This is a genomic window from Lautropia dentalis (genome assembly GCF_003892345.1).
Lineage (GTDB): Bacteria > Pseudomonadota > Gammaproteobacteria > Burkholderiales > Burkholderiaceae_E > Lautropia > Lautropia dentalis.
This window is the reverse complement of record NZ_RRUE01000001.1, coordinates 1277272-1303207: the sequence shown is the minus strand read 5'-3', so window position 1 is coordinate 1303207 and position 25936 is coordinate 1277272. Positions and strand designations below refer to the sequence as shown.

The 25936-nt window shown below is 67.2% G+C and carries 23 protein-coding genes; 6 read left to right on the top strand and 17 right to left on the bottom strand.

The window, feature by feature from the left end; translation table 11 throughout:
* Positions 1–159: 159 nt before the first annotated feature.
* On the bottom strand, positions 160–1443 hold the full coding sequence (locus tag EHV23_RS04985) for an NAD(P)/FAD-dependent oxidoreductase (protein ID WP_125094970.1): 1284 nt from the start codon (positions 1441–1443) through the stop codon (positions 160–162).
* Positions 1444–1708: 265 nt separating this feature from the next.
* On the opposite strand from EHV23_RS04985, the gene EHV23_RS04980 reads away from it, so the two are divergent.
* The gene (locus EHV23_RS04980) at positions 1709–2335 is read left to right on the top strand and encodes a hypothetical protein (RefSeq protein WP_125094969.1); all 627 of its coding nucleotides are present in this window, start codon (positions 1709–1711) and stop codon (positions 2333–2335) included.
* Position 2336: 1 nt separating this feature from the next.
* Here EHV23_RS04980 and EHV23_RS04975 read toward each other — a convergent pair whose 3' ends face one another.
* The 8 genes from EHV23_RS04975 to EHV23_RS04940 all read right to left on the bottom strand — a co-directional run bounded on the left by EHV23_RS04975 (position 2337) and on the right by EHV23_RS04940 (position 10227).
* Complete coding sequence (locus EHV23_RS04975; protein WP_125094968.1) at positions 2337–2756, bottom strand: cation:proton antiporter; 420 nt, start codon at positions 2754–2756, stop codon at positions 2337–2339.
* A gap of 121 nt (positions 2757–2877) precedes the next feature.
* Positions 2878–3156, bottom strand: a complete 279-nt coding sequence (locus tag EHV23_RS04970; protein ID WP_125094967.1) for a K+/H+ antiporter subunit F — start codon at positions 3154–3156, stop codon at positions 2878–2880.
* Entirely contained in the window at positions 3153–3641 is a 489-nt protein-coding gene (locus EHV23_RS04965) for a Na+/H+ antiporter subunit E (RefSeq protein ID WP_125094966.1), read from the bottom strand. The genes EHV23_RS04970 and EHV23_RS04965 overlap by 4 nt, the downstream gene beginning before the upstream one ends.
* Positions 3638–5449, bottom strand: a complete 1812-nt coding sequence (locus tag EHV23_RS04960; protein WP_125094965.1) for a monovalent cation/H+ antiporter subunit D — start codon at positions 5447–5449, stop codon at positions 3638–3640. The genes EHV23_RS04965 and EHV23_RS04960 overlap by 4 nt, the downstream gene beginning before the upstream one ends.
* 90 nt (positions 5450–5539) lie before the next feature.
* A complete protein-coding gene (locus tag EHV23_RS04955; RefSeq protein WP_125094964.1) occupies positions 5540–5887 on the bottom strand; it encodes a Na+/H+ antiporter subunit C in 348 nt (115 codons plus the stop codon).
* A gap of 11 nt (positions 5888–5898) precedes the next feature.
* Positions 5899–8976, bottom strand: coding sequence for a monovalent cation/H+ antiporter subunit A (locus tag EHV23_RS04950; RefSeq protein ID WP_125094963.1), 3078 nt, complete (start codon positions 8974–8976; stop codon positions 5899–5901).
* 338 nt (positions 8977–9314) lie between these two features.
* Positions 9315–9836, bottom strand: coding sequence for a hypothetical protein (locus tag EHV23_RS04945; RefSeq protein WP_125094962.1), 522 nt, complete (start codon positions 9834–9836; stop codon positions 9315–9317).
* 166 nt (positions 9837–10002) lie between these two features.
* Positions 10003–10227, bottom strand: coding sequence for a hypothetical protein (locus tag EHV23_RS04940; RefSeq protein WP_125094961.1), 225 nt, complete (start codon positions 10225–10227; stop codon positions 10003–10005).
* Between EHV23_RS04940 and EHV23_RS04935 the strand changes: the two genes are divergently transcribed.
* The 4 genes from EHV23_RS04935 (at position 10216) to EHV23_RS04920 (ending at position 15373) form a co-directional block, all read left to right on the top strand.
* The gene (locus tag EHV23_RS04935; RefSeq protein WP_125094960.1) at positions 10216–10698 is read left to right on the top strand and encodes a hypothetical protein; all 483 of its coding nucleotides are present in this window, start codon (positions 10216–10218) and stop codon (positions 10696–10698) included. The genes EHV23_RS04940 and EHV23_RS04935 overlap by 12 nt on opposite strands.
* A 243-nt stretch (positions 10699–10941) precedes the next feature.
* Positions 10942–13095 (top strand): YihY/virulence factor BrkB family protein, encoded by a 2154-nt coding sequence (locus tag EHV23_RS04930; RefSeq protein ID WP_158615840.1) that lies wholly within the window; start codon positions 10942–10944, stop codon positions 13093–13095.
* Positions 13096–13439: 344 nt separating this feature from the next.
* Positions 13440–14012, top strand: coding sequence for a rhomboid family intramembrane serine protease (locus EHV23_RS04925; protein ID WP_203228872.1), 573 nt, complete (start codon positions 13440–13442; stop codon positions 14010–14012).
* Between the two features lie 248 nt (positions 14013–14260).
* The gene (locus EHV23_RS04920; RefSeq protein ID WP_125094958.1) at positions 14261–15373 is read left to right on the top strand and encodes an NAD(P)H-dependent flavin oxidoreductase; all 1113 of its coding nucleotides are present in this window, start codon (positions 14261–14263) and stop codon (positions 15371–15373) included.
* Between the two features lie 173 nt (positions 15374–15546).
* Here the strand turns inward: EHV23_RS04920 and EHV23_RS04915 are convergent, their stop codons facing one another.
* From EHV23_RS04915 to EHV23_RS04895, 4 genes are read right to left on the bottom strand one after another with little or no spacing between them, the layout of a single operon-like run.
* A complete protein-coding gene (locus EHV23_RS04915; RefSeq protein WP_125094957.1) occupies positions 15547–16680 on the bottom strand; it encodes an ABC transporter permease in 1134 nt (377 codons plus the stop codon).
* Between the two features lie 20 nt (positions 16681–16700).
* Positions 16701–17849: an ABC transporter permease gene (locus EHV23_RS04910; protein WP_125094956.1), complete on the bottom strand. Its 1149-nt coding sequence runs from the start codon at positions 17847–17849 to the stop codon at positions 16701–16703.
* Positions 17840–20065, bottom strand: coding sequence for an ATP-binding cassette domain-containing protein (locus EHV23_RS15960; RefSeq protein WP_238990281.1), 2226 nt, complete (start codon positions 20063–20065; stop codon positions 17840–17842). The genes EHV23_RS04910 and EHV23_RS15960 overlap by 10 nt, the downstream gene beginning before the upstream one ends.
* Complete coding sequence (locus EHV23_RS04895) at positions 20062–21054, bottom strand: HlyD family secretion protein (RefSeq protein ID WP_125094955.1); 993 nt, start codon at positions 21052–21054, stop codon at positions 20062–20064. Before EHV23_RS04895 ends, EHV23_RS15960 begins: the two co-directional genes overlap by 4 nt.
* Before the next feature lie 386 nt (positions 21055–21440).
* On the opposite strand from EHV23_RS04895, the gene EHV23_RS04890 reads away from it, so the two are divergent.
* Positions 21441–22202 (top strand): TetR/AcrR family transcriptional regulator, encoded by a 762-nt coding sequence (locus EHV23_RS04890; RefSeq protein ID WP_125094954.1) that lies wholly within the window; start codon positions 21441–21443, stop codon positions 22200–22202.
* A 121-nt stretch (positions 22203–22323) separates the two neighbouring features.
* On the opposite strand, the gene EHV23_RS04885 is transcribed toward EHV23_RS04890, so the two are convergent.
* The 4 genes from EHV23_RS04885 to EHV23_RS04870 form a co-directional block, all read right to left on the bottom strand.
* Entirely contained in the window at positions 22324–23148 is an 825-nt protein-coding gene (locus EHV23_RS04885) for a cysteine ABC transporter substrate-binding protein (RefSeq protein ID WP_125094953.1), read from the bottom strand.
* Between the two features lie 47 nt (positions 23149–23195).
* Positions 23196–23927, bottom strand: a complete 732-nt coding sequence (locus EHV23_RS04880; protein WP_203228936.1) for an amino acid ABC transporter ATP-binding protein — start codon at positions 23925–23927, stop codon at positions 23196–23198.
* 207 nt (positions 23928–24134) lie between these two features.
* Positions 24135–24815: an amino acid ABC transporter permease gene (locus tag EHV23_RS04875; protein WP_125094951.1), complete on the bottom strand. Its 681-nt coding sequence runs from the start codon at positions 24813–24815 to the stop codon at positions 24135–24137.
* A complete protein-coding gene (locus tag EHV23_RS04870) occupies positions 24802–25464 on the bottom strand; it encodes an amino acid ABC transporter permease (RefSeq protein ID WP_125094950.1) in 663 nt (220 codons plus the stop codon). Before EHV23_RS04870 ends, EHV23_RS04875 begins: the two co-directional genes overlap by 14 nt.
* Between the last annotated feature and the right edge of the window lie 472 nt (positions 25465–25936).

The following is a 25936-nucleotide window of genomic DNA, read 5'->3' as shown; positions in this document are numbered from 1 at the left end:
GCGTATGAGCCGCAGGGACGTACCGGTCCGCGGCGCGTCCCGCAACGAAGTCGTCTTTCAAGGGACGCGCACCCCACAACGAAGCCGTCCTCTACAAAACGCACGCCCACGACAAAGCCGTCTTCCGCAAGACGCACCGCCCCAATGGGCAGCCCCCCCTCAATGCAGCTTCAGCCGCCCCGACACCCGCGTCTGGAAAATCCGCGCCAGCGCCAGCAGTGCCGTCTTGCGCCAGCCCAGAATCACCTTGTGGTGCATCAGGTGCAGCGACATGTACATGTACTTCGCAATCAACCCCTCGATGAAGAAATTCTTCCCGGCCAGACTGCCCATCAGGTTGCCCACCCCCTGATTGTCTCCCAGCGACACCAGTGACCCCGAATCCCGGTACTCATAACTCTCATCGAACGGCTTGCCCGCATAGAGTGCCATGAAGCGTCGCGCCAGATAACGGGCCTGCTGGTGTGCCGCCTGCGCCCGCGCCGGCACGAACTTGCCATCGTGCCACGGACAGGCCGAACAGTCGCCCATCGCATAGACACCCTCGGCCGCCGTCTGCAGCCGGTCGTTGACCTCGAACTGGTTCAGCCGGTTGACCGGCAGCCCGAAACGCTGGTTGCGCTCGGCCGCCTTGATGCCTGCCGCCCAGACGATCACGTCGGCCGGCAGATCGCCCCGGCTGGTCTCCACCCGATTGGCATGGATGGCCTGCACCTTCGTGTCGGTCAGCACCGTGACGTGCTTGGCGCGCAGCGCATACATGGCCTGCAGCGACACCTTCTCGGGCAGGCCGGCCAGCACCCGTGGCGCGCCCTCCACCAGCGTGATGTGCATGTGGAAATGCTGCTTGGAGCCGGTGGCCCCCTGGATCTCGTGATAGGCCTCCATCAGCTCGGCCGACAGCTCCACCCCCGTGGCGCCAGCCCCCACGATCACCACATCGAGCTGCTTGCCCTGCGAGTACGCCGCCTTCGCGAACAGGGCCAGCAGGCGCTGCTGGAAGTGCTGGGCATCACGGGCGTTTTCCAGCACGAAGGCGTGTTCGGCTGCCCCGGGCGTACCGAAGAAATTGGAACCACTGCCCATGGCCAGCACGCAGTTGCCGAAGCTGATCGTCCGTTCGGGGATGATCTCCTCGCCGTGCTCATCCTTCAGCGCGGCCAGCGTGAGCTTCTTGCCCTCCGGATCGAAGGCTACCAGCTCACCCAGCATGAAGCTGAAGTGATTGTTGCGGCTGAGAATGCTGTAGGAGAGCCCCTCCTGCTGCGGGTTGAGCGTGCCCGCGGCCACTTCGTGCAGCGTGGGCTTCCAGATGTGAAAGTGCGAACGGTCCACCAGCAGCACCCGCTCCGGACCGATCCGGCGGCCAAAGGCGCGCCCCAGCCGCGACGCCAGTTCCAGACCGCCGGCGCCACCACCGACGATCACGATTTCGTAATGCATGAGATCCCTGTTCGTTGAGCGCGTGTCATGGCCTCGTTACACGGCAACGAAGGCGTCCATGACACACACTGAAAGACTGGCCCCGGCGGCCAAGCCTGCCTCCATTATCGGCGAAGCACCCCGCCCCGTGCCACCCGTGCGCCGGCCATTTTCCGCGCCGACCGATATCCGGCTACCATGTGCTGCCGGCCGTGCCGAACGTGCAGATTTTCGCCGGCTATCGCCCGTCCTCTTCGGTTTTCGTCCCTTCTTCTGCCCTGTTGCCATGAGCCGAGCCCGCCGCACCGAGACCCTCAACGCCGATTTCGTCGATGGCCATGCCCGCGATTGGGCCTTTGGTGTGCACGAGGCCTTCCGGGCACCGCTGGACATCAGTCTGGACACCCGCATGGACCGCGCCGCCAACGAGGCACTGGCCAAACAGCTGGGGCGCAGGCTGATGCCGGGCGAACGGGTGATGCGCACGGTCTGGACGCAGGGCAATCCGCCGGCCTATGCATTCTCGCGCGGGCAGCTGATGCACGAGCCGGCCATCGTCCACACCCTGCCCTGGCAGGAGGCGCTGCCGCTGCTGCGCCGCTCGGTGATGGTGCTGGATGCCAAACCCGACGAAGGTGCCCTGCCCGAGGCGCTGGAAGAAGCCATCCGGGCAGACGACGAAGTCGACGATACAGGCCCCCGTAAAGCGGAGACGACCGTGGCACAGACGCCCCCTGACACAGACACAGCCCGGATTCATGCGCCCGAAGCAGCGCCCGACACCGGTACCAGCCCTGCCGGCTGGGTGGCCTTTGCGCTGTATCACTACGAAAACGGGCAGATCGCCCGGCGCGAGGAACACCGGCTGAGCCAGGCCGATTTCGTGAACCTGCTGCGGTACGGTCAGCGCTGACTCAATCGGCCGGATCCGCTTCCTTTTCCACCACCGGTGCAGGTACCAGCCGGGGTGCCGGTCCGGCAAAGGTCGGCGGCAGGCCATCCTCGCCAGCGGCGCGGCGACGGAACAGCGCGGCCCGGGCCAGCAGCACCACGGTCACCGGCACGGTGATGGCCATGAACACCACCACCAGCCAGGCACGCAGCACCAGCGTCTGGTAGGTGAGCGAGAAGAACAGCACAAGCGCTGCGCCCAGGCACCAGACAGCCAGCGTGGAAGCGAGCGCCAGCGGATGCATGCGGGTGAAGAACTCGCGGATGCGCACCAGCCCCAGTGCGCCGGTCAGCGACAGAAAGCCGCTGATGACCAGCAGCACGCCGATCAGCACGTCGGCCCAGACCGGCAGGGCTCCGCCAAACAGGGGAATCTGGCTCATTCAACCACCTCCATTCGATGACCTCACTGCGCAGCAGGAACGGAAACACCGGCATCTGATGCCCCCGCTGCGGACCATCCTCACTCGATCACCTCGCCGCACAGCGGAAATCCGGGCACCATCATTCGATCACCTCACCACGCAGCAGGAACTTGGCCAGCGCCGATGACGACACGAAGCCGAACATCGAGATCAGCAGTGCCGATTCGAAGTAGGCGTCCGACGCGTAGACGATGCCGCTGGCCAGGATCATCAGCATGCCGTTGACGTAGAAGTAGTCCAGCGCCATCACCCGGTCCTGCGCCGTCGGCCCGCGGAACAGGCGCCAGATGGCCAGCGTCATGGCGGCCAGAAAGCAGCCCAGCGCGAAGAAGAGCGTGCCCGACAGCCACAGGCTCATTCGAAGATCTCCATCAGCAGCACCTCGTAGCGCTCCCGGAACCAGGCCACGAAGTCCTGGCCGGGCGGTACATGGAATACATGGAACAGCAGCCGGGTGCGGTCCATCGACAGTTCGGACCAGACGGTACCGGGTACGATGGCGGCAATCACGGCCAGCGCCGCCAGCGCGGCCGGCGACTTCAGCTGCAGCGGAATCACCACCCACTGCACCCGCGGTGGATGGCTGCCGTACAGCCAGACACGCCACGCCACCTGGAAGTTCGACTGCACCACATCGACGAACACCCGCCAGATCAGCCTCAGCACGGCGCCGGGCCGGCGGATGCGCACCCGCGTCGGGCGCAGCGACTGGGTCATCAGCGGCACCATCAGGGCCACCGCGATGCCCAGCGCCACCGTGCCCGGATGCACCGAGCCGTTCAGGATCAGCCACAGGGCCAGCAGCGACAGGCTCAGCCAGGGCGCAGGAATCAGTCCTCTCATGGCGCGTCTCTCCCGGTCGGGGCGTCACCCCTGCCGCTGGCATCCACCGGCGGCGCCACGGGCCCCATCTCCTCGTCACGCAGTTCCGGAATGCCCTGCTTCAGGATGCGATGAGTGATGTCCGGCGGCGGCAGCGGCCGGCTGCCCTGCACGGCCTGCACATAGGGGCGTGGATCCTTCAGGTCCAGGGCGGCAGCCTGCAGGTAACGGACCACCGGTTCGGCCCGCACGGTGATCAGCAGGCACAGCAGCACCAGCATGCCGATCGGCAGGCATTCGAGCACCTTCAGCTGCGGCACGGGGCGGTCGCGCGGCGTCCAGAACATGCGGATGCCGGTGCGTGACAGCGCCACCAGTGCCGACAGGCCGGCCAGAATGACCAGTGCCAGCAGCAGCCAGGCCGCCACGCTGACGGGCAGCGTCGAGAGCATCGGTCCGCTGACCGGATTGACCAGCCCGGACAGGATCATGAACTTGCCGATGAAGCCCGACAGCGGCGGCATGCCGGTGAGCAGCAGCGTGCAGGCCATGAACGAGAAGCCCAGGAAGGCCACGGCCGCCGGAATGACCCGGCCGGTCAGCGCCAGCTGGTGTTCGTCGAGGTTGGTGTCGGGCGGCGGTTCGACCTCATCGAGGAAGAATGGCACCGGGTCGGCATCGTCCGGGTTGGGGAACTCGGTTTCCAGCAGCCGGCTGCGGTCGATCAGTTCGATCAGCAGGAACATCGCGCCGGCGGCCATGGTCGAGCTGAACAGGTAGTAGAGTGCCCCGCCGGTGACGTGCGGCTGGTTGAAGCCGATGGCGGCCAGCAGCGTGCCGGAGGTCACCAGCACGCCGAAGCCGGTGATCCGCCCCAGTTGCCGGGTCTGCAGCAGCCCGAACATGCCGAAGGCAATGGTGGCCAGCCCGCCGCCGATCAGCCATTCCGAGCCCCAGCGCAGCATGCCCAGTTCGCCGGAAAAGCCCAGTGACCACAGCCGCAGGATGGCGTAGATGCCCACCTTGGTCATGATGGCAAAGAGCGCCGCCACGGGTGCACCGGCCGCCGAATAGGCCGGCACCAGCCAGAAGCCCATTGGCCAGATGGCGGCCTTGGTCAGGAAGGCCATGGCCAGGATGGCCACCGCGGCGTGCAGCAGCATCTGGTCGCCGGCAGCCACGGCCGGGATGCGGATGGCCAGGTCGGCCATGTTCAGTGTGCCGGTGACGCCATAGAGCATCGCCCCGCCGACCAGGAAGAACGAAGAAGCCACCAGGTTGATGGCAATGTAATGCAGGCCCGCCCCCACCCGCTGCCGTCCGGGCGCATGCAGCAGCAGCCCGTAGGAGGCCGCCAGCAGCACCTCGAAGAACACGAAGAGGTTGAACAGGTCACCGGTCAGGAAGGCGCCGTTGAGGCCCATCAGCTGGATCTGGAAGAGCGGATGGAAGTGCACGCCGATCCGCTCCCAGCGCGCCACGGCAAAGACGATGGCAGCGCTGGCCATCACGGCGGTGAGCAGCAGCATGGCCGACGACAGGCGGTCGAGCACCAGCACGATGCCGAACGGCACTTCCCAGTTGGCCGGCAGGTAGATGCCCAGCGTGCCGATGGAGGCCGCCGGCTGCCCGGGCGAGGCCGGGGCGGCCCCATGATGCACCGACCAGGTCAGCAGGCTGGCCAGTGCCAGATTGACCAGACAGGCGCCCACGTTGATGCCGGCCAGGGTCTCGCGCTTCTGGTCGCCCAGCGCCAGCATCAGCGCGGCCGTCAGCATTGGCAGCAGCACCGGCGCAATGATCAGGTGGGGAGAGATCACGCCGATCATCGCTTACCGCTCCATCAGGTGAAAGGAGGTCACGCCGGTCATCGCTTGCCGCGCCATCAGCAGGTGAAGGGAGATCACACCGGTCATCGCTTACCACTCCAGATCCGGGTTGCCGTCGACGTGGTCGGTGTCGGCCAGCCCGCGGGCCGCCAGCATCACCACCAGATACATGGCGGTCATGGCGAAGCCGATCACGATGGCGGTCAGCACCAGCGCCTGTGGCATCGGGTCGGCATAGTGATCGAGCGTGGCCGGCTGGCCCTCCACCAGCACCGGCGCGCTGTCGAGCGTGAGCCGCCCCATGCTGAAGATGAACAGGTTGACCCCATAGGACAGCAGCGACAGCCCCATGATCACCTGAAAGGTCCGCGGCCGCAGCAGCAGCCACACGCCCGAACCGCACAGCACCCCGATGGCACCGGCCAGAATCATTTCCATCTCGTGCTCCTTCAGGGGGTGTCGGTATCGCCACCCGCCACGGGGGTGCGGGTCGTGGCCGACGGGTTCCGGGATGTGGCGGCAGCGCCCCCCGGCCGCAGAGCCGTCGCCGTGACCGTGGCCGGCCCCGGCCGCTGGATCAGGGTCTCGACCTCGCCCTGGTGACGCGCGTCACCCTCGGGGGCCGTCTGCCCGGCCTCATCGGCGGCGGGCCGGCGGGTACGGCGGATCGACTGGTGCGACAGGGCGGTGAGGATCAGCATCGTCGCGCCCACCACCACGGCAAACACGCCGATGTCGAAAATGGCGGCACTGGGCAGGTGGGTCTCGCCCAGCAGGCCCAGGTCCAGATGGCCGGTGTGCGTGGTCAGGAACGGATAGCCGAACAGCCAGGCGCCCAGTCCGCAGGAGATGGCGGTGAGCAGCCCGTAGGCGATCCAGCGCGGCGGCCGCAGCTTCATGTGCGACTCCACCCAGGCCGTGCCGGCCACGATGTACTGCAGGATGAAGCCGATGGCCACCACCAGCCCGGCAATGAAGCCTCCGCCCGGCTGGTTGTGACCGCGCAGCAGCAGGTACACCGCCACCACCAGCGCCAGCGGCTGCAGCAGCCGCACCAGCACGGCGGGCACCATCATGTAGCCCAGCGCCGTGTCGGCAGCGGCCCGGGGGTTGACCAGATCGGTCACGATATCGGGCGGCAACCGCTGCTGGGACGGCAGCGCGCGCGTCTCGGCCGGCGGCCGGAAGCGCCGCAGCAGCGCATAGACGGTCAGCGCCACGGCCGACAGCACGGTGATCTCGCCCAGCGTGTCGTAGCCGCGGAAGTCCACCAGCATCACGTTCACCACATTGCGTCCGCCCCCTTCGGGCAGCGCCTTCTCGATGAAGAACGGCGAGATGCTCTGGCCGAACGGGCGCGTCATCAGGGCCCACGACAGCAGCGCCATGCCCACGCCCACCACCGTGGCCAGCAGCAGGTCGCGTCCCCGGCGCATCCGCACCAGCAGCGGCGGACTGCGACGGTGCCCCGGCATGTCCTGGATGCGGCGCGGCAGCCAGCGCAGGCCCAGCAGGAAAAGCACCGAGGTCACCACCTCCACCGTGAGCTGGGTCAGCGCCAGATCGGGCGCCGAGAACCAGATGAAGGTGATGCAGGTGACCAGCCCGGCGGCGGCCATCATCATCAGGGCGGCCAGCCGGTGATACTTGGCCTGCCAGGCAGCACCCATCGCGCACAGCCCGCCCAGCGTCCACAGGCCCACGAAGATGGGCGACACCGGCAGCGTCGGGCGGGTGCCGGCCTCGGGCCGCTGCAGCGACAGGCTGGCGGCCACCAGCACCACGCTGACCAGCACGATCAGAAAGAGCTGCTGCTGCAGGCGGCGGGTGCCGAAGAGGACCAGCCCCCAGGCGCCCACCCGCCGCAGCGCGATCAGCCCCCGGGAGAACAGCACCTGTCCGTCGAAGGGGCGCAGCCAGCGCGGACCGGCGTAGTCGCAGGTGCGGGTGGGTCTGCGCAGCAGCAGCCACAGCAGCGTGCCGCCCGCCATGGCGGCCAGGCTCATGGCCAGTGGCAGGTTCCAGCCATGCCAGAGGGCCAGGCTGTACGACGGCAGCTGCCCGCCCACCACCGGGCCGGCGGCGGCATTCAGGATGGGACCGATGATCGTGGCCGGCAGCACCCCCACCGCCAGGCAGAGCACCACCAGCAGTTCCACCGGCACCCGCATCCAGTGCACCGGCTCGTGCGGTTCACGCGGCAGGTCGGTGGCCAGGCGGCCAAAGAACACATCCACCGCAAAGCGCAGCGCATAGGTCACGCTGAACATGGCGGCCACCGTGGCCACCACCGGCAGGATCACGTCGATGGGCCGCGAAGTCTCCAGACTCAGCGTGGCGGCAAAGAACATCTCCTTCGAGAGGAACCCGTTGAGCAGCGGCACGCCCGCCATGGCGGCACTGGCCACCAGGGCCAGCGCCCCGGTCACCGGCATCTTCCGGATCAGCCCCGAGAGCTTGCGGATGTCGCGGGTACCGGTCTCGTGATCGACGATGCCCGCCGCCATGAAGAGCGACGCCTTGAAGGTGGCGTGGTTGATGATGTGAAACACGGCCGCCACCGCGGCGGTGCGACTGTTCATGCCCAGCAGCAGCGTGATCAGCCCCAGATGGCTGATCGACGAATAGGCCAGCGGCCCCTTCAGGTCGGTCTGGAACATGGCGAGGAAGGCCCCCACCAGCAGCGAGGCCGCGCCGGCCCCGGACACCCAGAAGAACCATTCTTCGGTGCCCGAGAGCACCGGCCAGAGGCGCGCCAGCAGGAACACCCCCAGCTTCACCATCGTGGCCGAATGCAGGTAGGCCGACACCGGGGTGGGCGCCGCCATGGCCCGCGGCAGCCAGAAGAGAAACGGAAACTGGGCGCTCTTGGTCAGTGCGCCCAGCAGGATGCAGGCCAGAATGGGCTGGTAGAACGCATGCCGGCGAATGGCATCGCCACTGGCCAGCACATCGGCCAGCTGGTAGCTGCCCACCACGTGGCCGATCAGCAGCACGCCGGCAAACAGGGCCAGACCGCCCGCGCCCGTGACCAGCAGCGCCATCCGTGCGCCGCGGCGGGCATCGTCACGGTGGTGCCAGTAGCCGATCAGCAGAAAGGAATAGATGCTGGTCAGCTCCCAGAACACCACCAGCATGACCAGATTGCCCGACAGCACGACGCCGGTCATGGCGCCCATGAACGACATCAGGAAGGCAAAGAAGCGCGGCACCGGATCGGCCGGCGACATGTAGTAGCGCGCATACAGCACCACCAGCGCGCCGATGCCCAGCACCAGCATCGTGAAGAGCCAGGCCAGGCCATCCATGCGCAGCACCAGATCCAGCCCCAGACTGGGCAGCCAGCTGATGCGCTGCTCGATGATGTCGCCCCGGGCGATGGCCGGAAAATACAGCGCGGCCTGCACCAGCGCCGTCAGCGAGATCAGCCCTGCCGCCGTCGACTCCGCGTTGCGCGCGTTGGACGGCAGCATGACAGCGAACAGGCTGCCAAGCCAGGGCAGCAGAACCAGCAGGACGAGGGGCATGGACGGATCCCGGGGCCGGACACGCGACCCGGTGACGGTGCAGCGGTGGGGTTTTCCCCTGGTGGGGTGTTCCCCCGGTCAGGCATTTCCCCGATGGGGGATTTCCCCAGTTGGGGGTTTCCCTATTATGCGGCAAACCCTCGCCCATCTCCTCGTCAACGGTTGCCAAAAGCGCCGAAAAACCGGGAATCACCGTCCGGCGGGCAAAGCCGTGGCATGGCTGCAACAGGCCGGATTCCGGCTGCCCCGCCGCCCTGCCCCGAGTGCGGGTGCAGACCCGTTCGTTCCCGCGCCCCCTCCGGCATACGGGACGGGGCCACAGAGGGCCAGTGAGGCACTCAGTTGAAGTGTACGTCCACCGGGTACTTCAGCTCGCGCAGGATCTGGCCGGGCAGCTCATAGGCCAGCGAGATGGTGGCATGCCCACCCACCACGGCCACGAACACCCAGACATCATAGGTCTGCCCGTTGATGACCTTGCGCTCCGGACCGCTGTCGCGCCGCATCTCCGGCGAACTCTTGCCGGTATGTGCCGTGGTCTGGCCCGTGGCCGGATCGATGGGCAGCCGGATCTCGATGGCCTGTCCGACCACCAGCCGCGTCTCCGTGCCGGCCCCGGTGTCGTCCAGATAGACCCGCTCGCGGCGAAAACCGTCGTCGTCATGGTCGTGACCGCAGCCAGCCAGCAGTGCCCCCACGGCCAGCGTGGCCGTACCGGCCAGCCATTGCCGACGGCCCATCCCCGTCGCCCGTGACCGGGCGGCCCCGGTGCCTGCCACGTTCGGGCCATGCTCCGGATCCATCATGTTCAGACCATTCACCGGATCGATGGCCTCCTGACCAGGCTTCATTGCATTCATGCGCTATCTCCTTTCATGGGGATACGGGCGAACCGTGGTGATACGGGTGAACGGCCGCCACGCCCCCTGTGAGTCAGCGGAGCATGCTGCCATGCCGCAGCCCGCTCTTTGCTTCAGGTCATGGGTAAATGAAACTTTTTGTTTCTCCGCTCCTCATGAATCATGGTCACAGCAGGAAATTTTTGGCTTTTTTCGTTGTTTTCATGCCGCGCAATACGTAAACCGCAGCAGCGTGCCGGACGTTGATCAGGCAGCGAACCGTTCGGGCGCCCTTTCCTTGCGTGCGCGTGTCGGGCAGCCGGATGATCTTCCGGCCATCACACCACACGGAAACGGCCGGCACGACGGTTTTCCATCCACGCCTGAAGGAGACAACCAGATGAACAGGCACGACACACGCACTCCGGACCGGATCAGCCGCCGCCACGCCCTGCAGGCACTGGGCGTCCTGGGGCTGGGCACCCTGCTGGCCGCCTGCGGCTCGGGCGACACCCACGACGAACCCAGTCTGCCACGCATCATCTACACCGACGCCGATGCCGGCACCCGGTGCACCACCCACATGGCGCTCGGCCAGCTGCTGGAGCTGCGCCTGCGCATCGACAACCCAAACAGCACCAGCTTCTACCGGCAGCGGGGCTACAGCTGGCCTGAGCTGCGCCGCGAACAGGGCCCCGACCGGCGTGTCATCGGCGGCGTGACGTACGATGTCTGGTACTTCCGTGCCATCGTGAAGGGGCGCGCCACGCTGCACATGGAGATCAGCACGCCGGGCAGCGTCGAATCCATCCGCACCGTGGAATACAGAATGGAGGTATTCGAGACCCGCACCTGGGCCACGGATCCGTCCCGGGTCTGCTGATGCGCACGGCGCCGGCTGCCGCTTCCGGCAGCGGGCAGCAGGCAGGGGCGGCGAACACCGGACGGCGGGCAATGTGCCGTGAACGGCCGAATGCAGACAGGCCGGGGCACACGGCAGCCTGCGGTGCCAACCATGATCCGGCCGGGCGTGCAACCCCTGCCGCCCGTCATGGAAGCCTGCCCCGGAAAGTAGCGGCTTTCTGTAGACTTGAGGGGGTTTGGAATGCTTCGCCCCGTTCTCCCGATGGACAATCCCGCCAGCCTGCTCGCCGCCCTGCAGCACCGTCTCTACCACCAGACCCCGAACCGGCGGGGGCTGGCCGGCTTCTTCGTCAAGAGCCTGGCCGTGCTGCTGGCCGTCATCCGGGATCTGGCCTTCGGCCAGCTGACACTGCGCGCCACCAGCCTCGTCTACACCACGCTGCTGTCCATCGTGCCGATGCTGGCGCTGACCTTCTCGGTCTCCACGGCCTTTGGCGTACGGGGCCAGATCGAACCCGCCCTGGCGCGTTTCATGGAGCCGCTCGGTCCCCGGGGTCAGGAAATCACCACCAACATCATGAACTTCATCAACAACATGAATGTCGGGGTGCTGGGTTCGGTGGGTCTGGGCATGCTGCTGTTCACGGCCGTCTCCACCATCCTCAAGATCGAGGCGTCCATCAACACCATCTGGCACGTGAAGCAGATGCGCTCGATCTCGCAGCGCATCAGCGGCTACCTGTGCATCCTGCTGCTCGGGCCCATCCTGGTGTTCTCGGCGCTGGGGCTCAACGCCACCCTGGCCTCGTCGCACCTGGTGCAGATGATCATCAGCGTCGAGCCCTTCGGTCACCTGGCCGTGCTGGCCGGCCGGCTGCTGCCCTATGTGCTGGTCATCCTGCTGTTCCTGTTCCTGTACCTGTTCATGCCCAACACGCGGGTGCGCTTCATGCCCGCGCTGACCAGTGCGCTGGTGGCCGGTGTCTGCTGGCAGAGCGCCGGCTGGGGCTTTGCCCGTTTCGTGGCCGGTTCCAGCCAGTACACCGCCATCTATTCCAGCCTGGCCATCATCATCATCTTCATGATCTGGCTGTATGTCAGCTGGCTGGTGGTGCTGGTGGGCGCCAGCGTGGGCTTCTACATGCAGCACACCGAATGCCTGATGGCCAGCCCCGGCGAGGAGCCGCGGCTGTCGTCGCAGAGCCAGGACCAGCTGGCCCTGGCCATCATGCAGACACTGGGCGAACGCTACCTGCAGGGCAGTACGCCACTGCAGGCCGGAGAACTGGCCCAGCGCTTTCACACGCCCGGCTACGCCATCGACGCCATTCTGGAGGCGCTGGCCGCCCGGGGCATCGTCGTGCGCACCGACCGCACCGACCCGCCAGGCTGGATACCCGGGCGTGATCTGGGCAACATCACGCCCTGGCAGGTCCTGGAGGCCGTGCGTCACGCCGGCGAGATCCATCCACCGGACCCGGCTGCCGACGACACCATCCAGACCTTCTTCTACGCACAGGACCAGATGTCGGCCGTGCTGTCCACCATCAGCTTCCGCGACCTGCTGACCCGTCCCGCCGGCAGCCGTACCGTGCTGACCCCCAGCCTGGTCGGCGGTGGCGCCGGTGCAGTGGCCGCCAGCCTTCAGGCGGTGGCGGCTTCGGCTGCACCTGTCCTGCCGCATGGGCAGATCATGGGCGGTGTGGCTTTGGCCGATGAGGAACTGGGCGGGGGCGTCGGCCTGCGCAGCACGGCTCAGCGCCGGGCAGCCCTGCAGCAGCTCGAGCGCCAGGCCCAGCGTGAAGGCCGGCAGGCCACCCCGGCCGTCCGGGATCCGGGGGACGACTGGGACGCCATCCCGACCGGTACGGGCCGCCTGTGTGCCACGGACGCCGCCGCCATGGCCTCCTTCCCGGCCGTGGCCGCCCCCTCACCGGCCACGGCTGCTGCCGCGTCGCCCGCGACCATGAACACGACCGCGGCTACGGCTACGACCGGGGCCAAGCCTACGACTACGACCGCGGCCACGACCATGGCTACGACCGCTGCCGCGACCACACCCACAGGCATGGCTACGACCACTGCCGCGACCACATCCGCGAGCATGGCCTCACCCTCGACATCCGGACAGCGGTTTCCCTTCGTGGCCTCCCCGCTGTTCCACCCGGAAGGCAATGATGCACCGCTCACGGCAGACACCCCCGTGCCGGATGCCGGTGCCCTGGGCGACAAGGCCGGCGCCGATCCGGATGTCCCCGTCTTTGCCACCACGCTGAGCGACGAGGGCGAAACGCTCATCGCCGTACCCGTCACCGGCATCCTGCCCCCGCAGCGCGAGGAGGTACGCAAGACACCGCGCCCCGGCATCTCGCCGCGACGGCCTCCGGCCGATGCCCCCAGCCCGGGCAATGCCTGATGGACAGCCCGGCGGGAAGCACCTCTGGGTGCCTCTGCAAAAGTCCTGCGACACCTTGGCTCCCGTGGGCGCGCGTGACGGTGCGGGCGACGGCCAGGGTCTCCGGGACGGCCAGGGCCTCCAGAAGCCCGAAGGACGGCGAAGGTTCCAGCCCGCACATGCCTTGAAGCCGTCCGGGTCCGCCCCCAGCTGTTCCGGACGGGTTTTACCTTGGGGATCACCCCGGGGAGCCTCCACCTCCTTCCGCGGGCGAAAGAGGCTCATCACCTTCCTGCGCCGGATGCCTGCTCCGGACGACGCCCTGTCCCCCCTTTTCGTCCCCCCTTTTTCTGCCGAGATCCACTGTGCCCCCATTCGTCCAGGCTGTCCTGCTCGTCAACACCATCTTCTATCTGCTGCAGGCCAACTTCTATTACGAGAGCATGCGCTGGCTGGCCCTGTGGCCCGATCCGCTCATCACGCTCACCCATCCATGGCAGCTGCTCACCTACAGCGTGCTGCACGGCAGCTTCACGCACCTGCTGTTCAACATGTTTGCCATCTACATGTTCGGTTCGCGGGTCGAGCTGGTCTGGGGCGCCCGGCGTACCGCCATCGCCTATGGGCTGGCCGTGCTGTTCGGCGCACTGGCACAACTGCTCGTGGCCATGCTCATCCCCGGTCAGGGCGGTGCGCCGGTCATCGGGGCCTCGGCCGGCGTGTTCGGCATCCTGCTGGCCTATGCACTGCTCTTTCCGCACGAGCGGGTCATGCTGCTGATTCCGCCCATTCCGCTGCCCGCCCGCGTGTTCGTGGCCATCTATGCCGCACTGGAACTCTGGTTCGGCCTGACCGGCACGCAGGAAGGCGTGGCTCACTTTGCCCACCTGGGCGGCCTGCTGGGCGGCTGGATCGGCTATCGTTACATCCGGCGCTGAAGCACGGGCGGCACCTGGCGCCGAGGTTCTGGACACACCGCACCGAAGCCCCGCCACCCCATCACATGGCGCTGCAGTTCCGGCGTCAGATGGCGCCTTGTCAGCCAATGCCAGAACCAGCGCGGGGACGAATGAGCCCATGACGCGCCCGGGCCAGCAAAGGCCCGACCCTCGCGCCGGCCAGCAAGGAAAAATGGCCCGGCCACAGGGTCACAAAACCAGGACACCCCCAGCCACGAGGAGACACCATGCCCGATACATCGAACCCCGGCCTCACGACCGCTGGCCATCTCCATCCCCTGCTGCAGCGGCTCGGCATGTCCCTGCCCATCGTGCAGGCGCCCATGGCCGGCACGGCCACCCCGGCCCTGGCTGCCGCCGTCAGCAATGCTGGAGCCCTGGGCAACCTGGGGCTGGGCGCCAGCCCTGCGGACAGCGCCCGGGAACAGATCGGGGCCACCCGCAGCCTGACCGGCCGCGCCTTCGGCGTCAATCTGTTCTGCCACCAGCCGGCCGCTCCGGACCCGGCAGCCGACCGCGCCTGGCTGCAGCACCTGGCCCCCCTGTTCGACGAATCGGGACTGACACCGCCCGCCGAACTGCACGAGATCTACGGCAGTTTTCTGGATGACGACGCCATGCTGGCCGTGCTGCTGGAAACCCGGCCCGCGGTGGTGAGCTTTCATTTCGGGCTGCCCCGCCCGGCACAGATACAGGCACTGCACGAGGCGGGCATCTGCCTGATGGCCACCGCCACCACCCTGGAAGAGGCACAGGCCATCGAGGCTGCCGGGCTGGACGCCATCATCGCCCAGGGCATCGAGGCCGGTGGACACCGGGGTCGCTTCGATGCCATGACCGGGGTGAACACGCCCACCGATGAAGGGCTCGGCACGGCCGTACTGGTCCGGCTACTGGTCCGTTTCACGCGGCTACCGGTCATTGCGGCCGGCGGCATCATGGATGGCCAGGGCATACGGGCCATGCTCGGGCTGGGCGCCGTCGCGGCCCAGCTGGGCACGGCCTTCATCCTGTGCCCCGAGTCCGCCGCCGGTGCAGCGTACCGTGCCCGCCTGAAAGGCGCCGGCGCATTCCATACCCGGCTGACGGCCGCCATTTCCGGCCGCCCGGCCCGGGGCATCGCCAACCGGCTGATCGAGCGGGGCGACCTGCCCGGTGCGCCACGTCCGGCCGCCTATCCGCGCGCCTACGATGCCGCCAGACAGCTGCACGCCGCGGCCAGCGCCCGCGACGACCACACCCTGGCCGCCCACTGGGCCGGTCAGGGCGCCCCGCTGGCACGCGAGCTGCCCGCTGCGGAACTGGTGGCCTTGCTGGCACGGGAGCTGCAGGCCGCCTGAGCGCCGAACCGGATATCGGTACGGCATGCATCATCATGGCTTTGCGTCACCGGGCGGCATCACAGGCACAGCTCATGACAAGCGCGGGCGCCCATGGCCGCCCAGCCTGCCGCCGTGGGTGCCTGTCCCGGGTGCCCGCCCTATATCAGCGCGTGTCATGGACCCGGCCCCGCTCAGGACAGGCGGTTGCGGAACAGCCAGCCTGCCAGCGGCAGCGTGATGGCCGCCGTCACCACCAGGGGCACCAGCGCCGGCGCGATGTCGGCCAGCCCGGCTCCTTCCAGATAGACCTCGCGCGCGATCAGCACCCCGAAGCGCAGCGGATTGGCATACGTGGCCAGCTGCAGCACCTCCGGCATGTTGCGCACCGGCGTGATCATCCCCGACAGCAGCATCAGCGGCATGATCAGCAAAAAGGTGTAGAGCATGGCCTGCTGCATGGTCAGCGACAGCGCCGAAATCGACAGGCCCAGCCCCACGGCGGCCAGTGTGAACACCAGCAGCCCCGCATACAGCACGGCCACGGAACCCGCCATCGGAATCCCGAACCAGAAGCGGATGATCACCAGAATGACGCTGGACTGCAGCAGTCCGATCAGCACGGCCGGCACCGCCTTGCCCACCAGGATCTGCGCCGGCGACAGCGGCGTCACCAGCAGCTGGTCGAAGGTGCCCTGCTCGCGCTCGCGGGCCACCGACAGCGCCGCCAGCAGCAGCGTCTGTGTCAGGCTCAGGCTGGCCACCAGCGTGGGCATCAGTGACCAGCGCGAATCCAGATTGGGGTTGTACCAGGCGCGCGAGACCACCGTCACACTGCCCGCCGTGCTGCTGCCGGCTGCCTGCGCCCGCCGGGCGTTCCAGCTGGTCACGATGCTGCTCACATAGGCACCGGCCAGGCCCGCCGTCACCGTGTTGCGACCGTCCATGATCACCTGCACCGGTGCCGTCTGCCCCTGGGCCAGGCGCTGGGCGAAATCGGCCGGAATGCTCAACACGAAGAGCGCCTCGCCGTCGTCCACCACACCGGCGATCTGGCTGGTACTGGTCAGCGTGGCGGCCCGTTTGAAGAGCGGACTGCCCTCCACATGGCCCAGCAGCTGCACCGATTCGGCACTGTGGCTCTCATCCAGCACGGCAAATGGCGTGTCGTGCAGGTCGTAGGTAGCCACATAACCATACAGCAGCGCCTGCAGCAGCACCGGCACGAACAGGATGATCCGGTTGGCCGGCTCCTTGAACAGCGCCTGCAGCTCCTTGCGGATCAGCGCCAGGGTCTGGCGCCAGCTCATCATCCATCGATCCACCATCTGTCTCAGCCCAATCGTTTTCAGCCCAACCGTTTCTGCACCGTGCGCAGCGTGCCCCACAGCAGCAGTAGCGCATAGCCCAGCAGCGCCAGCAGACCCTGCCAGAGCGTCGGCCCGTGATTGCCCATCAGGAAGAGGCTCTTCATCAGCCCCATGAAGTGGGTGGCCGGCAGCGCATGCCCCACCGCCTGCACCACGGCCGGCGCATTGCGCAGGTCGAACACGAAGCCCGACAGCATCATCGACGGCAGGAAGCTGGTCAGCAGTGCCATCTGGCTGGCCTGGAACTGGTTGCGCGTACGCCCGGAAATGAACAGCCCGATCAGCAGCGACACGGTCAGGTACAGCATGCCGGCCAGCACGATCAGCGCCAGCGACCCGCGCATGGGCACCTCGAACAGGAAATGCGCCGCCAGCAGGCACATGGCCAGGTCGATGGCGCCCACCACCAGCCACGGCGCCAGCTTGGCCAGCACGATCTCCAGCGGCCGCACCGGTGTGACGAACAGCGACTCCAGCGTGCCGCGCTCCCACTCGCGCGCAATCAGCAGCGAGGTCAGAAAGGCGCCGATCATCGTCAGCACCATCACCAGCAGCCCCGGCACCAGAAACCACGTGCTCTCGCCCGCCTCGTTGAACCAGGTACGCGACACCACCGACGCACTGCCCACCGTAGCAGCCGCCGCCTTGCCCGTGTCCAGCAGGGCGGCCCGGTCGGCCTGCTTCTGCGCATGCAGCGCCAGCGCACCGCTTATGTAACCCTCGATGGTGGATGCCTGGGTGGATTCCGAGCCGTTGACCAGCAGCTGCACCGGCGCCGTACCGGTCTGCAACTGCCGCGAGAAATCGGCCGGCACCTGCACGATGGCCTCGACCTCGTGGCGACGCATCAGCGCCTCGGCCTCGTGCAGGCTGTTGACCCATTGCGGCTGCATGTAGCGCGAGCCGCCGATGCCCTGCATCACGGCCTGTGCCTGCGGCGAGGCATCTTCCATCACCAGGGCCACCCGCACGTCCTTCACGTCGAAGGACATGCCGTAGCCAAACAGCAGGATCATCGTGACGGGCAGGGCCAGCCCCACCAGCAGATTGCTGCGGTCGCGCAGCATCTGGTGCGTTTCCTTCATCACCAGCGCACGCAGGCGCCGGAAAAAACCGCTCACGTCCATCTGCCCTCTCCTGCCGGCCCGTGCAGCACGCCGCTGCCGTCCCGCCTGCCCAGGTCTGGGGTTCCACCGCCCCCTTCACCCTGTTCCGGCGGCCTGTGGGCTCCCGCGGCAGCCTGCACCGTATCCCCGCGCGCCTGCTCGACGATGGCGATGAAGGCACTGTTCATGTCGTCGCCCGCAGCCCCGGCCTGCTCGCGCACCTGCTGCGGCGTACCCAGTGCCAGCATCCGGCCGGCATCCTGGATGGCCATGCGGTCGCAGTATTCGGCCTCCTCCATGAAGTGGGTGGTGATCACGATGGTCACACCACTTTCGGCCAGCGCCGTGATGGTGCGCCAGAAGGACCGGCGTGCCAGCGGATCGATTCCGCTGGTGGGCTCATCCAGAAACAGCACCTCCGGCTCGTGCACCAGCCCGGCTGCCATGGCCAGCCGCTGCCGGTAGCCGGCCGGCAACATGCCACTGATGGCCTCCGGTTCCAGCCCGAACTGCTGCATCACAGCCGTGACCCGCGCGCGCAGCCGCCGGCCATGCAGCCCATAGGCCGCGCCGTAGAATTCCAGGTTCTCGCGCACGCTCAGCGAGCCATAGAGTGAAAACTTCTGCGCCACATAGCCCAGCCGCGCCCGGGCCCGGCCCGGCGCCACCCGCAGGTTGTTGCCCGCCACCTCCAGCGTGCCACTGGTGGCCGGCAGCAGCCCGCACAGCATCCGAAAGGTGGTGGTCTTGCCCGCCCCGTTGGGCCCGAGCAGGCCAAAGATCTCCCCACGCCGCACCTCGAACGACGTGCTGGCCACCGCGGTGAAATCCCCGAAGCGACGAACCAGATCACGAACGAGAATGACGGGTTTTTCCGGTGTGATGACACCTGACCGGGTGGCATCTGCCCGAATCGCGGGAGATGCCTCTCCACCGGCCGGCCGAATCGCCGGGTACCCACGCCGGACAGTCATCGACCCGTCCTTCTGCATGGCCAGCCGCCCATGCTGGCCAGATGCAACCTCCGCAACCGCGGACGATCCGTTCTGCTCTGATGCAACCTCCGCCGGCGTGGACAATCCCTCCTTGCCAGATAGAGGCCCGGCCTGCGCCGCCTGCTGCTGTGCCTGCTCCCGCAGCAGCAGCATGAAGGCATCTTCCAGTTCGGCCGGACGCGGCCGGGCCACCGCGGGGGCCAGCAAAGCAGACAGGGCGGCGTCACCCGCCCCGTTCCGGACGGCATCACCATGCCCATTTCCTGCGCCATCGTCAGCCCACACTGCGCGTCCGGCCGCATCGCCAGCCCCATTCAACGCGGCATCACCCGCACCGCGCCCGGCCATGGATCCCGGCCGCACCGTGGCGCCGGGCTGTGGATAGCGGATGAAGCGTACGGCACCTCCCCGTGGCACGGCGTCCGCGATCAGCGCCGATGCATCGATCAGTCGCGCCTGCAGCATGCGCGCTGGCTCCCCGGGCGGAGGATCGGCCACGAAGGTCAGGCCATCGGCCCGATGGGCCAGTTCCGCCGGCGTTCCCTCGGCCAGCACCCGGCCCTGGCTCATCACGTGCACCCGGGCACAGCGTTCGGCCTCGTCCATGTAGGCCGTGTTGACCACCACGCTCAGCCGTTCATCCCGCACCAGCTGCAGCAGGATCTCCCACAGGTCACGACGCGACAGCGGGTCCACCCCCACGCTGGGCTCGTCCAGCAGCAGCAGGGCCGGAGAGCGCACCAGCGTGCAGGCCAGGCCCAGCTTCTGCTTCATCCCGCCCGAGAGCTTGCCGGCCGGACGCGCCGTGAAGCGGTCCATGTCCATCATCTTCAGCAGACGGGCAAAGCGTTCGTGCCGCTCGGCCTGTGGCACGCCATGCAGGTCCGCATAGAGATCGAGGTTCTCCTGCACGCTGAGGTCCTCGTACAGGCCGAAACGCTGGGGCATGTAGCTGATCTGGTCCTGCACCCGCTGCGGGTGCCGCGCCACGTCCACGCCCAGCACCTGCAGCTGGCCGGCATCGGGAACCATCAGCCCGGCCATCATGCGCATCAGTGTGGTCTTGCCGGCACCATCGGGACCGACCAGCGCCGTCATCTGGCCGCGCCGCACGCGCAGCGACACGGCATTCAGCGCCTGTACCGGCTGCCCATCCGGCCCGGTGAAAGCCTTGCACACGCCGGTGGCCACCACGCTGTCTTCCAGCGGTTCGGTATAGATGGTGCCCGTCATGCCCGTCATGGCTGCAGGCGCACCGTCACCGGCTGGCCCAGCCGCAGGTGATCATCCGGGTCGTCCACCTGCACATGCACCTCGTACACGAGGCTGGTGCGCAGTGACTCGCTCTGCACCGTTTTGGGCGTGAACTCGGCCACCGACGAGATGTAGCCCACCCGCCCCTGCAGCGACGTGCGGGCGCCCGACGGCCCGTCCACCATCAGCGTGGCATTTTGACCGGGATGCACCTTGCCCAGCAGTGGCTCGTCCACATAGATGCGTGCCCATTTGGGCGAGGTCAGGGCCAGCGCCAGCACTGGCCGCGACGCCGAGGCCATGTCGCCCGGCTCCAGCAGACGCGAGCGCACCACCGCATCCACCGGGGCCTGCAGCTCGCCCTGGGCGATCTGGTGCTGCAGCAGGGCCAGCTGGGCCCGCGCGGCCTGCACCTGCGCGCGGGCGCCATCGATTTCCTCGCTGCGCGTCCCCTCGCGCAGCAGCGCCAGCGCATCGCGACGCTCGCGCACCGTGGCCTCGGCCACCCGGGCCGCACTGCGTGCCCTGTCCACGTCCTGCACGCTCACGGCACCGGCACTGGACCTGACGATGGTCTGCAGCCGCTGCAGGTCACGCTGGGCCCGCTGCGCATCGGCCTGGGCAGCGGCCAGCCGGCTCTGCGCCTGGGCGATCTCGGCCGGACGGGCACCGTTCTGCAGGCGGCGCAGATTCTCTTCCTGCACCTGCAGCTGGGCCTGCGCCTGCTCGGCCTGCAGCTGCAGCGTGCGCGTATCGAGCACCGCCAGCGGCTGGCCCGCCTTCACGCGGTCCCCCTCCTCCACGCGCACCTGCGCCACACGGCCACTGCCCTCGAAGGCCAGCGACACCTGTCGCACATCGATGTTGCCGTAGAAGACCGACGCCTGCTGCGGCGCGGGATACAGACGCTGCCAGCCAACCCAGCCCCCCACTGCCAACAGGGCCAGCACCACCACGATCAGGACAGCTTTCTTCATGCGATGACTCCAGTTCCGGCTAGTGACGTACCGCACGCCACCCCGTTCGGGCTGGGGCAGACCGGACACCCTCGGCCCCGCCGGATGCGGTTTCGCGCATCCGTTATCACCATCATACATTAAATTTAAATTGAATTGAAACTATAATGCTGACGTGTGGCCGATGCTGATGTGTGGCTGGTGGTCAGCGGTTGACGTGTGGCCGCTGGATGACGTGCGACCGGTTGGCTGACATGCGGCGGGTGTATGACACATGGTGAGCCGCTGGACACATGCCCGGCCAGCGCGTGTCAAGGACACATTCGTCTCCATGCTGGGTCCCGGCCGTATGCTGACAAGACGCCCCGTAATGACACGACCCGTGCAAATGGTGAACAATAACCGTCATGAATGCCGTCACCTCTTCGCCCGTTCCGGCTTCACCCCCCGGTGCACCAGCCGCCGGCACGTCCGCCCCTGCAACCAGGCGGCGCCCTTCGCGGGGCCGCGCCGCGCCCCGCAGCTCCCGCTCCGACGGTGAGGCCACGCGTGCCCGCATCCTGCAGGCGGCCGGTGAACTGTTTGCCGCCCATGGCCTGTCCGGCACGACCAGCAAGGCGGTGGCTGCCCATGCCGGTGTGGACATGGCACTGATCAACTATCACTTCAAAAGCCGCGACGGACTGTATCAGGCGGTACTGGAAGAGGCGCACCGCCAGCTGATCTCGCTGGACACGCTGGCCACCATGGCAGCTGCCCCGCTGCCCGCCAGCGAGAAGATCCGCCTGCTGCTGGCCGGCCTCGTGGCCCAGGCTTTGGACCCCGACCCCCACTGGTACATGCCGGTGCTGGCCGGTGCCCTCGTCACGCCCAGCGAACACACGCGCGAACTGCTGCTGCGGGTGGCAGGCCCCAAGCTGCAGATCGCCCGGCAGATACTCGCGCAGGAGCTGGGATGTGCCCCCGATCATCCCGCCACCGTGCGCTGTCTGATCAGCACCGGCGGCCCCTGCATCCTGATGCTGATCGGCGGCCGCAACCTGCCCGGCCCGCTGCAGGAGCTGCGGCAGATGCCGGCCGATGTCCTGACCGACCACCTGCACCGCTTTGCGATGGCCGGCATCGAGGCCATCCGGGCCACGCTCCCTTCGGCAACCCCGCAAACCTGATGCGCCGCCGCGCCCGCAAACTGACCGCACACAAAAACGGCCGATGCCGGTACCAAAGTACCCACATCGGCCCACATGAAACCTCACCGGCGTCTGCACACGCCGGCCCGGTGCACAGGACTCACTCGGCCAGCAGCCTGTCCGCGCTCACCTTGTCGCCATAGACGGGTTTGAGGGTTTTTTCGTAGGCGGCCTTGAGGCGACCATCCTTCTTCAGCGTGGCCACTTCCTGGTCGACCCAGTCCTTGAGCGCCGTATCTCCCTTCTTCACGGCCGGGGCGATGAACTCGGGCTCGCCCAGTTCGCCGATGGCCACCACATAGCCCGGATTTTCCTTCGCCCAGGCCCACAGCAGCGCATTGTCATGCGCCAGCGCCACGCCACGGCCATCCTTGAGCGCATCGAAGGTCTCGGTGTTCTGGTCGAATTTCAGCAGCGCCTGCTCCGGGTATTTCTTGCTGAAATACGCATCGGCCGTCGTGCCCTTGTTGACCAGCAGCGTCTTGCCCTGCAGCTCGGCCACATCCTTGATGGGCGCCTTTTCGGGCGACACCACCCCCAGCGACACCTTCATGTAGGGCGCCGCAAAATCCACCACGCGGGCACGCTCCTTCGTCTGCGTGAAATTGGCCAGAATGATGTCCACCTTGCCGGATTTCAGGTATTCCACCCGGTTGGCTGCCTCGGTGATGACGAACTCCACCTTGTCGGGACTGCCCAGCAGATCCCTGGCAAAGGCTTTCGCAATTTCCACATCGAAGCCCTGGCTCTGGCCGTTGCTGTCGATGTAGCCGAACGGCGGCTTGTCGCCGAACACACCGATGCGGATGCGGTCGGCCGACCTGATCTGCGCCAGGCCGTCATCGGCCGCCATGGCCGCGTTGCCCGACACCACGCCCACGGCCAGCAGGGCAGCCATCACCGCCGATCCAAAGCTGAATTTCATTTTTCCATTCTCCTTGCTGCTTTTGCGCAGCCGTCTTTGATGCAAATTCAGATCACGTAATCCATGCCGTTCAGAAACACCCGGGCCCGCTCGGTACGCTGGGCGGCAAAGAATTCCGCCGGCGGCGCCTCCTCGACGATCCGCCCGCCATCCATGAAGACGATCCGGTCGGCCACCTTCTCGGCAAAGCCCATCTCGTGCGTGACGATGATCATGCTCATCCCTTCGCGCGCCAGTTCCAGCACCACATCCAGTACCTCGCGCACCATCTCCGGATCGAGCGCCGCCGTGATCTCGTCCAGCAGAATGGCCGTGGGGTTCATGCACAGCGCCCGCACGATGGCAATGCGCTGCTTCTGTCCGCCCGACAGTTCACGCGGCCAGGCCTGCTTGCGGGCCAGCAGCCCCACCCGCTCCAGCAGCCGGTCGGCCTCGGCCTCCACCTCGGCGCGCCTGCGTTTCTGCACCTTCATCGGGCCCAGCAGGATGTTGTCGATCACGTTCATGTGGGCAAAGAGTTCATAGCTCTGGAACACCATGCCCACCTTCTGGCGTACCGCATCCCAGCCCAGATCCCGCCCGAACACCCCAACCCCGGCCATGCGGATCTCGCCCCCCTGGATGGGCTCCAGCCCGTTGATGCAGCGCAGCAGCGTGCTCTTGCCGCAGCCCGACGGGCCGAGAATCACCACCACCTCGCCACGATGCAGCGTGAGGTCGATGTTGTGCAGCGCCACCGTCTCGCCATAGCGCTTGTGCAGGCCGCGGATCTCCAGCAGCGGCGCCTTCACGGGGCGCGCACCGGGTTGCGGCTGCGTCCTGTCCCCAGCGTGCGCACCCTGGCCCGGAAGCGCGGCGCCTGACCCGGTCAATGTATCCCCGCCGCGATGTGCACCGGCTTCGTGACTGACGTTACTGTCTGTCGTGTTCGACATGTCCTGTCCAGAAATATTCTGCTGGTTCAATACCCGGCTGTTTCAGCCCCCTCACCCCGCCCAGCGCTTTTCCAGCCGCGCCGCATACGCCGACAGCGGCCAGCACACCAGGAAATACAGGATGAAGATCAGCCCGTAGATCCAGAAGGAGGCCGTGGGCACCTTGGGCTCGATCATCTGCGAACGCTCGATGATCTGCTGCCCCACCTTCACCACCTCCATCACGCTGATCAGCGCCGCCAGCGACGTGGTCTTGACCATCCGCGTGAACAGGTTGATGGCGCCCGGCAGCACCCGACGCAGTGCCTGCGGCGCCTCGATGTACACGAAGACCTGCCCCGGCGTGAGCCCCAGCGCCAGCGCCGACGTGCGCTGGTGCGGCGGCAGCGACGACAGCGCCCCCCGCACCAGATCACCCATCTCGGCCGTGCCCCACAGCGAGAACACGCCCACGCACACCCACAGCGCATCCACATGCCAGCCCGTCCAGGTAGGCAGGCCGAAGTACAGCACGAACAGCCACACCAGAATGGGCACGATGCGGATGGTCTCCAGATACAGCCGGCAGCCAAGGCGCACCACGCCGCTGCCGCTGCGCATCAGCAGCCCCAGGCCCGTGCCCAGCACCGCCGAGGCGCCCACCGACAGCACCGAGATGTAGAGCGTCAGCCACAGCCCGTGCAGCAGCCGCGGCACGTTCTGCCCGGACAGCAGCACCTCAAGCGCGGCCATATTCCGCCCTCCGCATGCGTTTCTCGACCCAGGCCGCCAGCGCCGACAGCGGCAGCAGCAGCACCAGATAGCTGGCCAGCAGCATGAACAGCGCCTCGTTGGTCATGTAGTCGGTACCGATGATGTCCTTGGTCACGAACAGCAGCTCGGCCACCGACACGGCGTTGATCACCGAGGTTTCCTTCACCAGAAAGAGCGCATTGGCCGTCAGGGCCGGCAGCGCGATGGCCAGCGCCTGCGGCAGCACCACGTAGCGCAGCACCTGCACCTTCGTCAGCCCGATGGCCGTGGCCGATTCCACCTGGCCGTGCGGCACGGCTTCCAGCCCGGCCCGCAGCGCCTCGGCCATGTAGCTGCCGCCCAGGAAGGTCAGCGCAATCACCCCGCAGACAAAGCCATCCCAGTGGATGCCGATCTTGGGCAGACCGTAATACAGGAAGAACAGCTGGATCAGCAGCGGCGTGTTGCGCGACAGCTCCACATAGCCCCGCGCCAGCCCCTGCAGCACGCGCACCCGGTAGCTGATGGCCAGCGCCACCAGCACCCCCAGCAGCAGCGAGCCGCCCACGCCCCAGGCTGACAGCTTCAGCGTCATCTGGGCCGCCTGAACGAAGCGCGGAATGATCTCCTGCACATATTCCCAATCCATGGGGGCAAATTTTAGGCACCGAATCCGGCCAGCAGACGGGGCAGACATGCAAAAAACTTCTATTTGTATGCGAAAAACGAGAATACCCCGATCCCGAGCACGGCTGACGAGACCCCCCCCAATCCCGGACACGACTGCCAAAGTCGGGATGAATCCAGCATTCAGCCCCTAACTCCCGGCACCAGGCATTCGCTGCCCAACCTCCTGCATCTGGTCCCGAGCATCCGGTCTCCGGCATCAGGCATCGGACATGCCACCCGGAGACGCAGCATGGACACCGCAGATGATGGGGATTCCGCAAACCCCATGGCGTATTTTTGCGCCACATTCATCACAAACCGTGATGCCAGCCATGAAACCGGGCCTGACGCCCTGCCATGTACGCACCGGAAACAGGCATGGGTATACAGTATGTCTTGCACTTCGACACCTTCGGGACGAATCCGGGCAGCAGCCCGGGCGCCAGGCAACC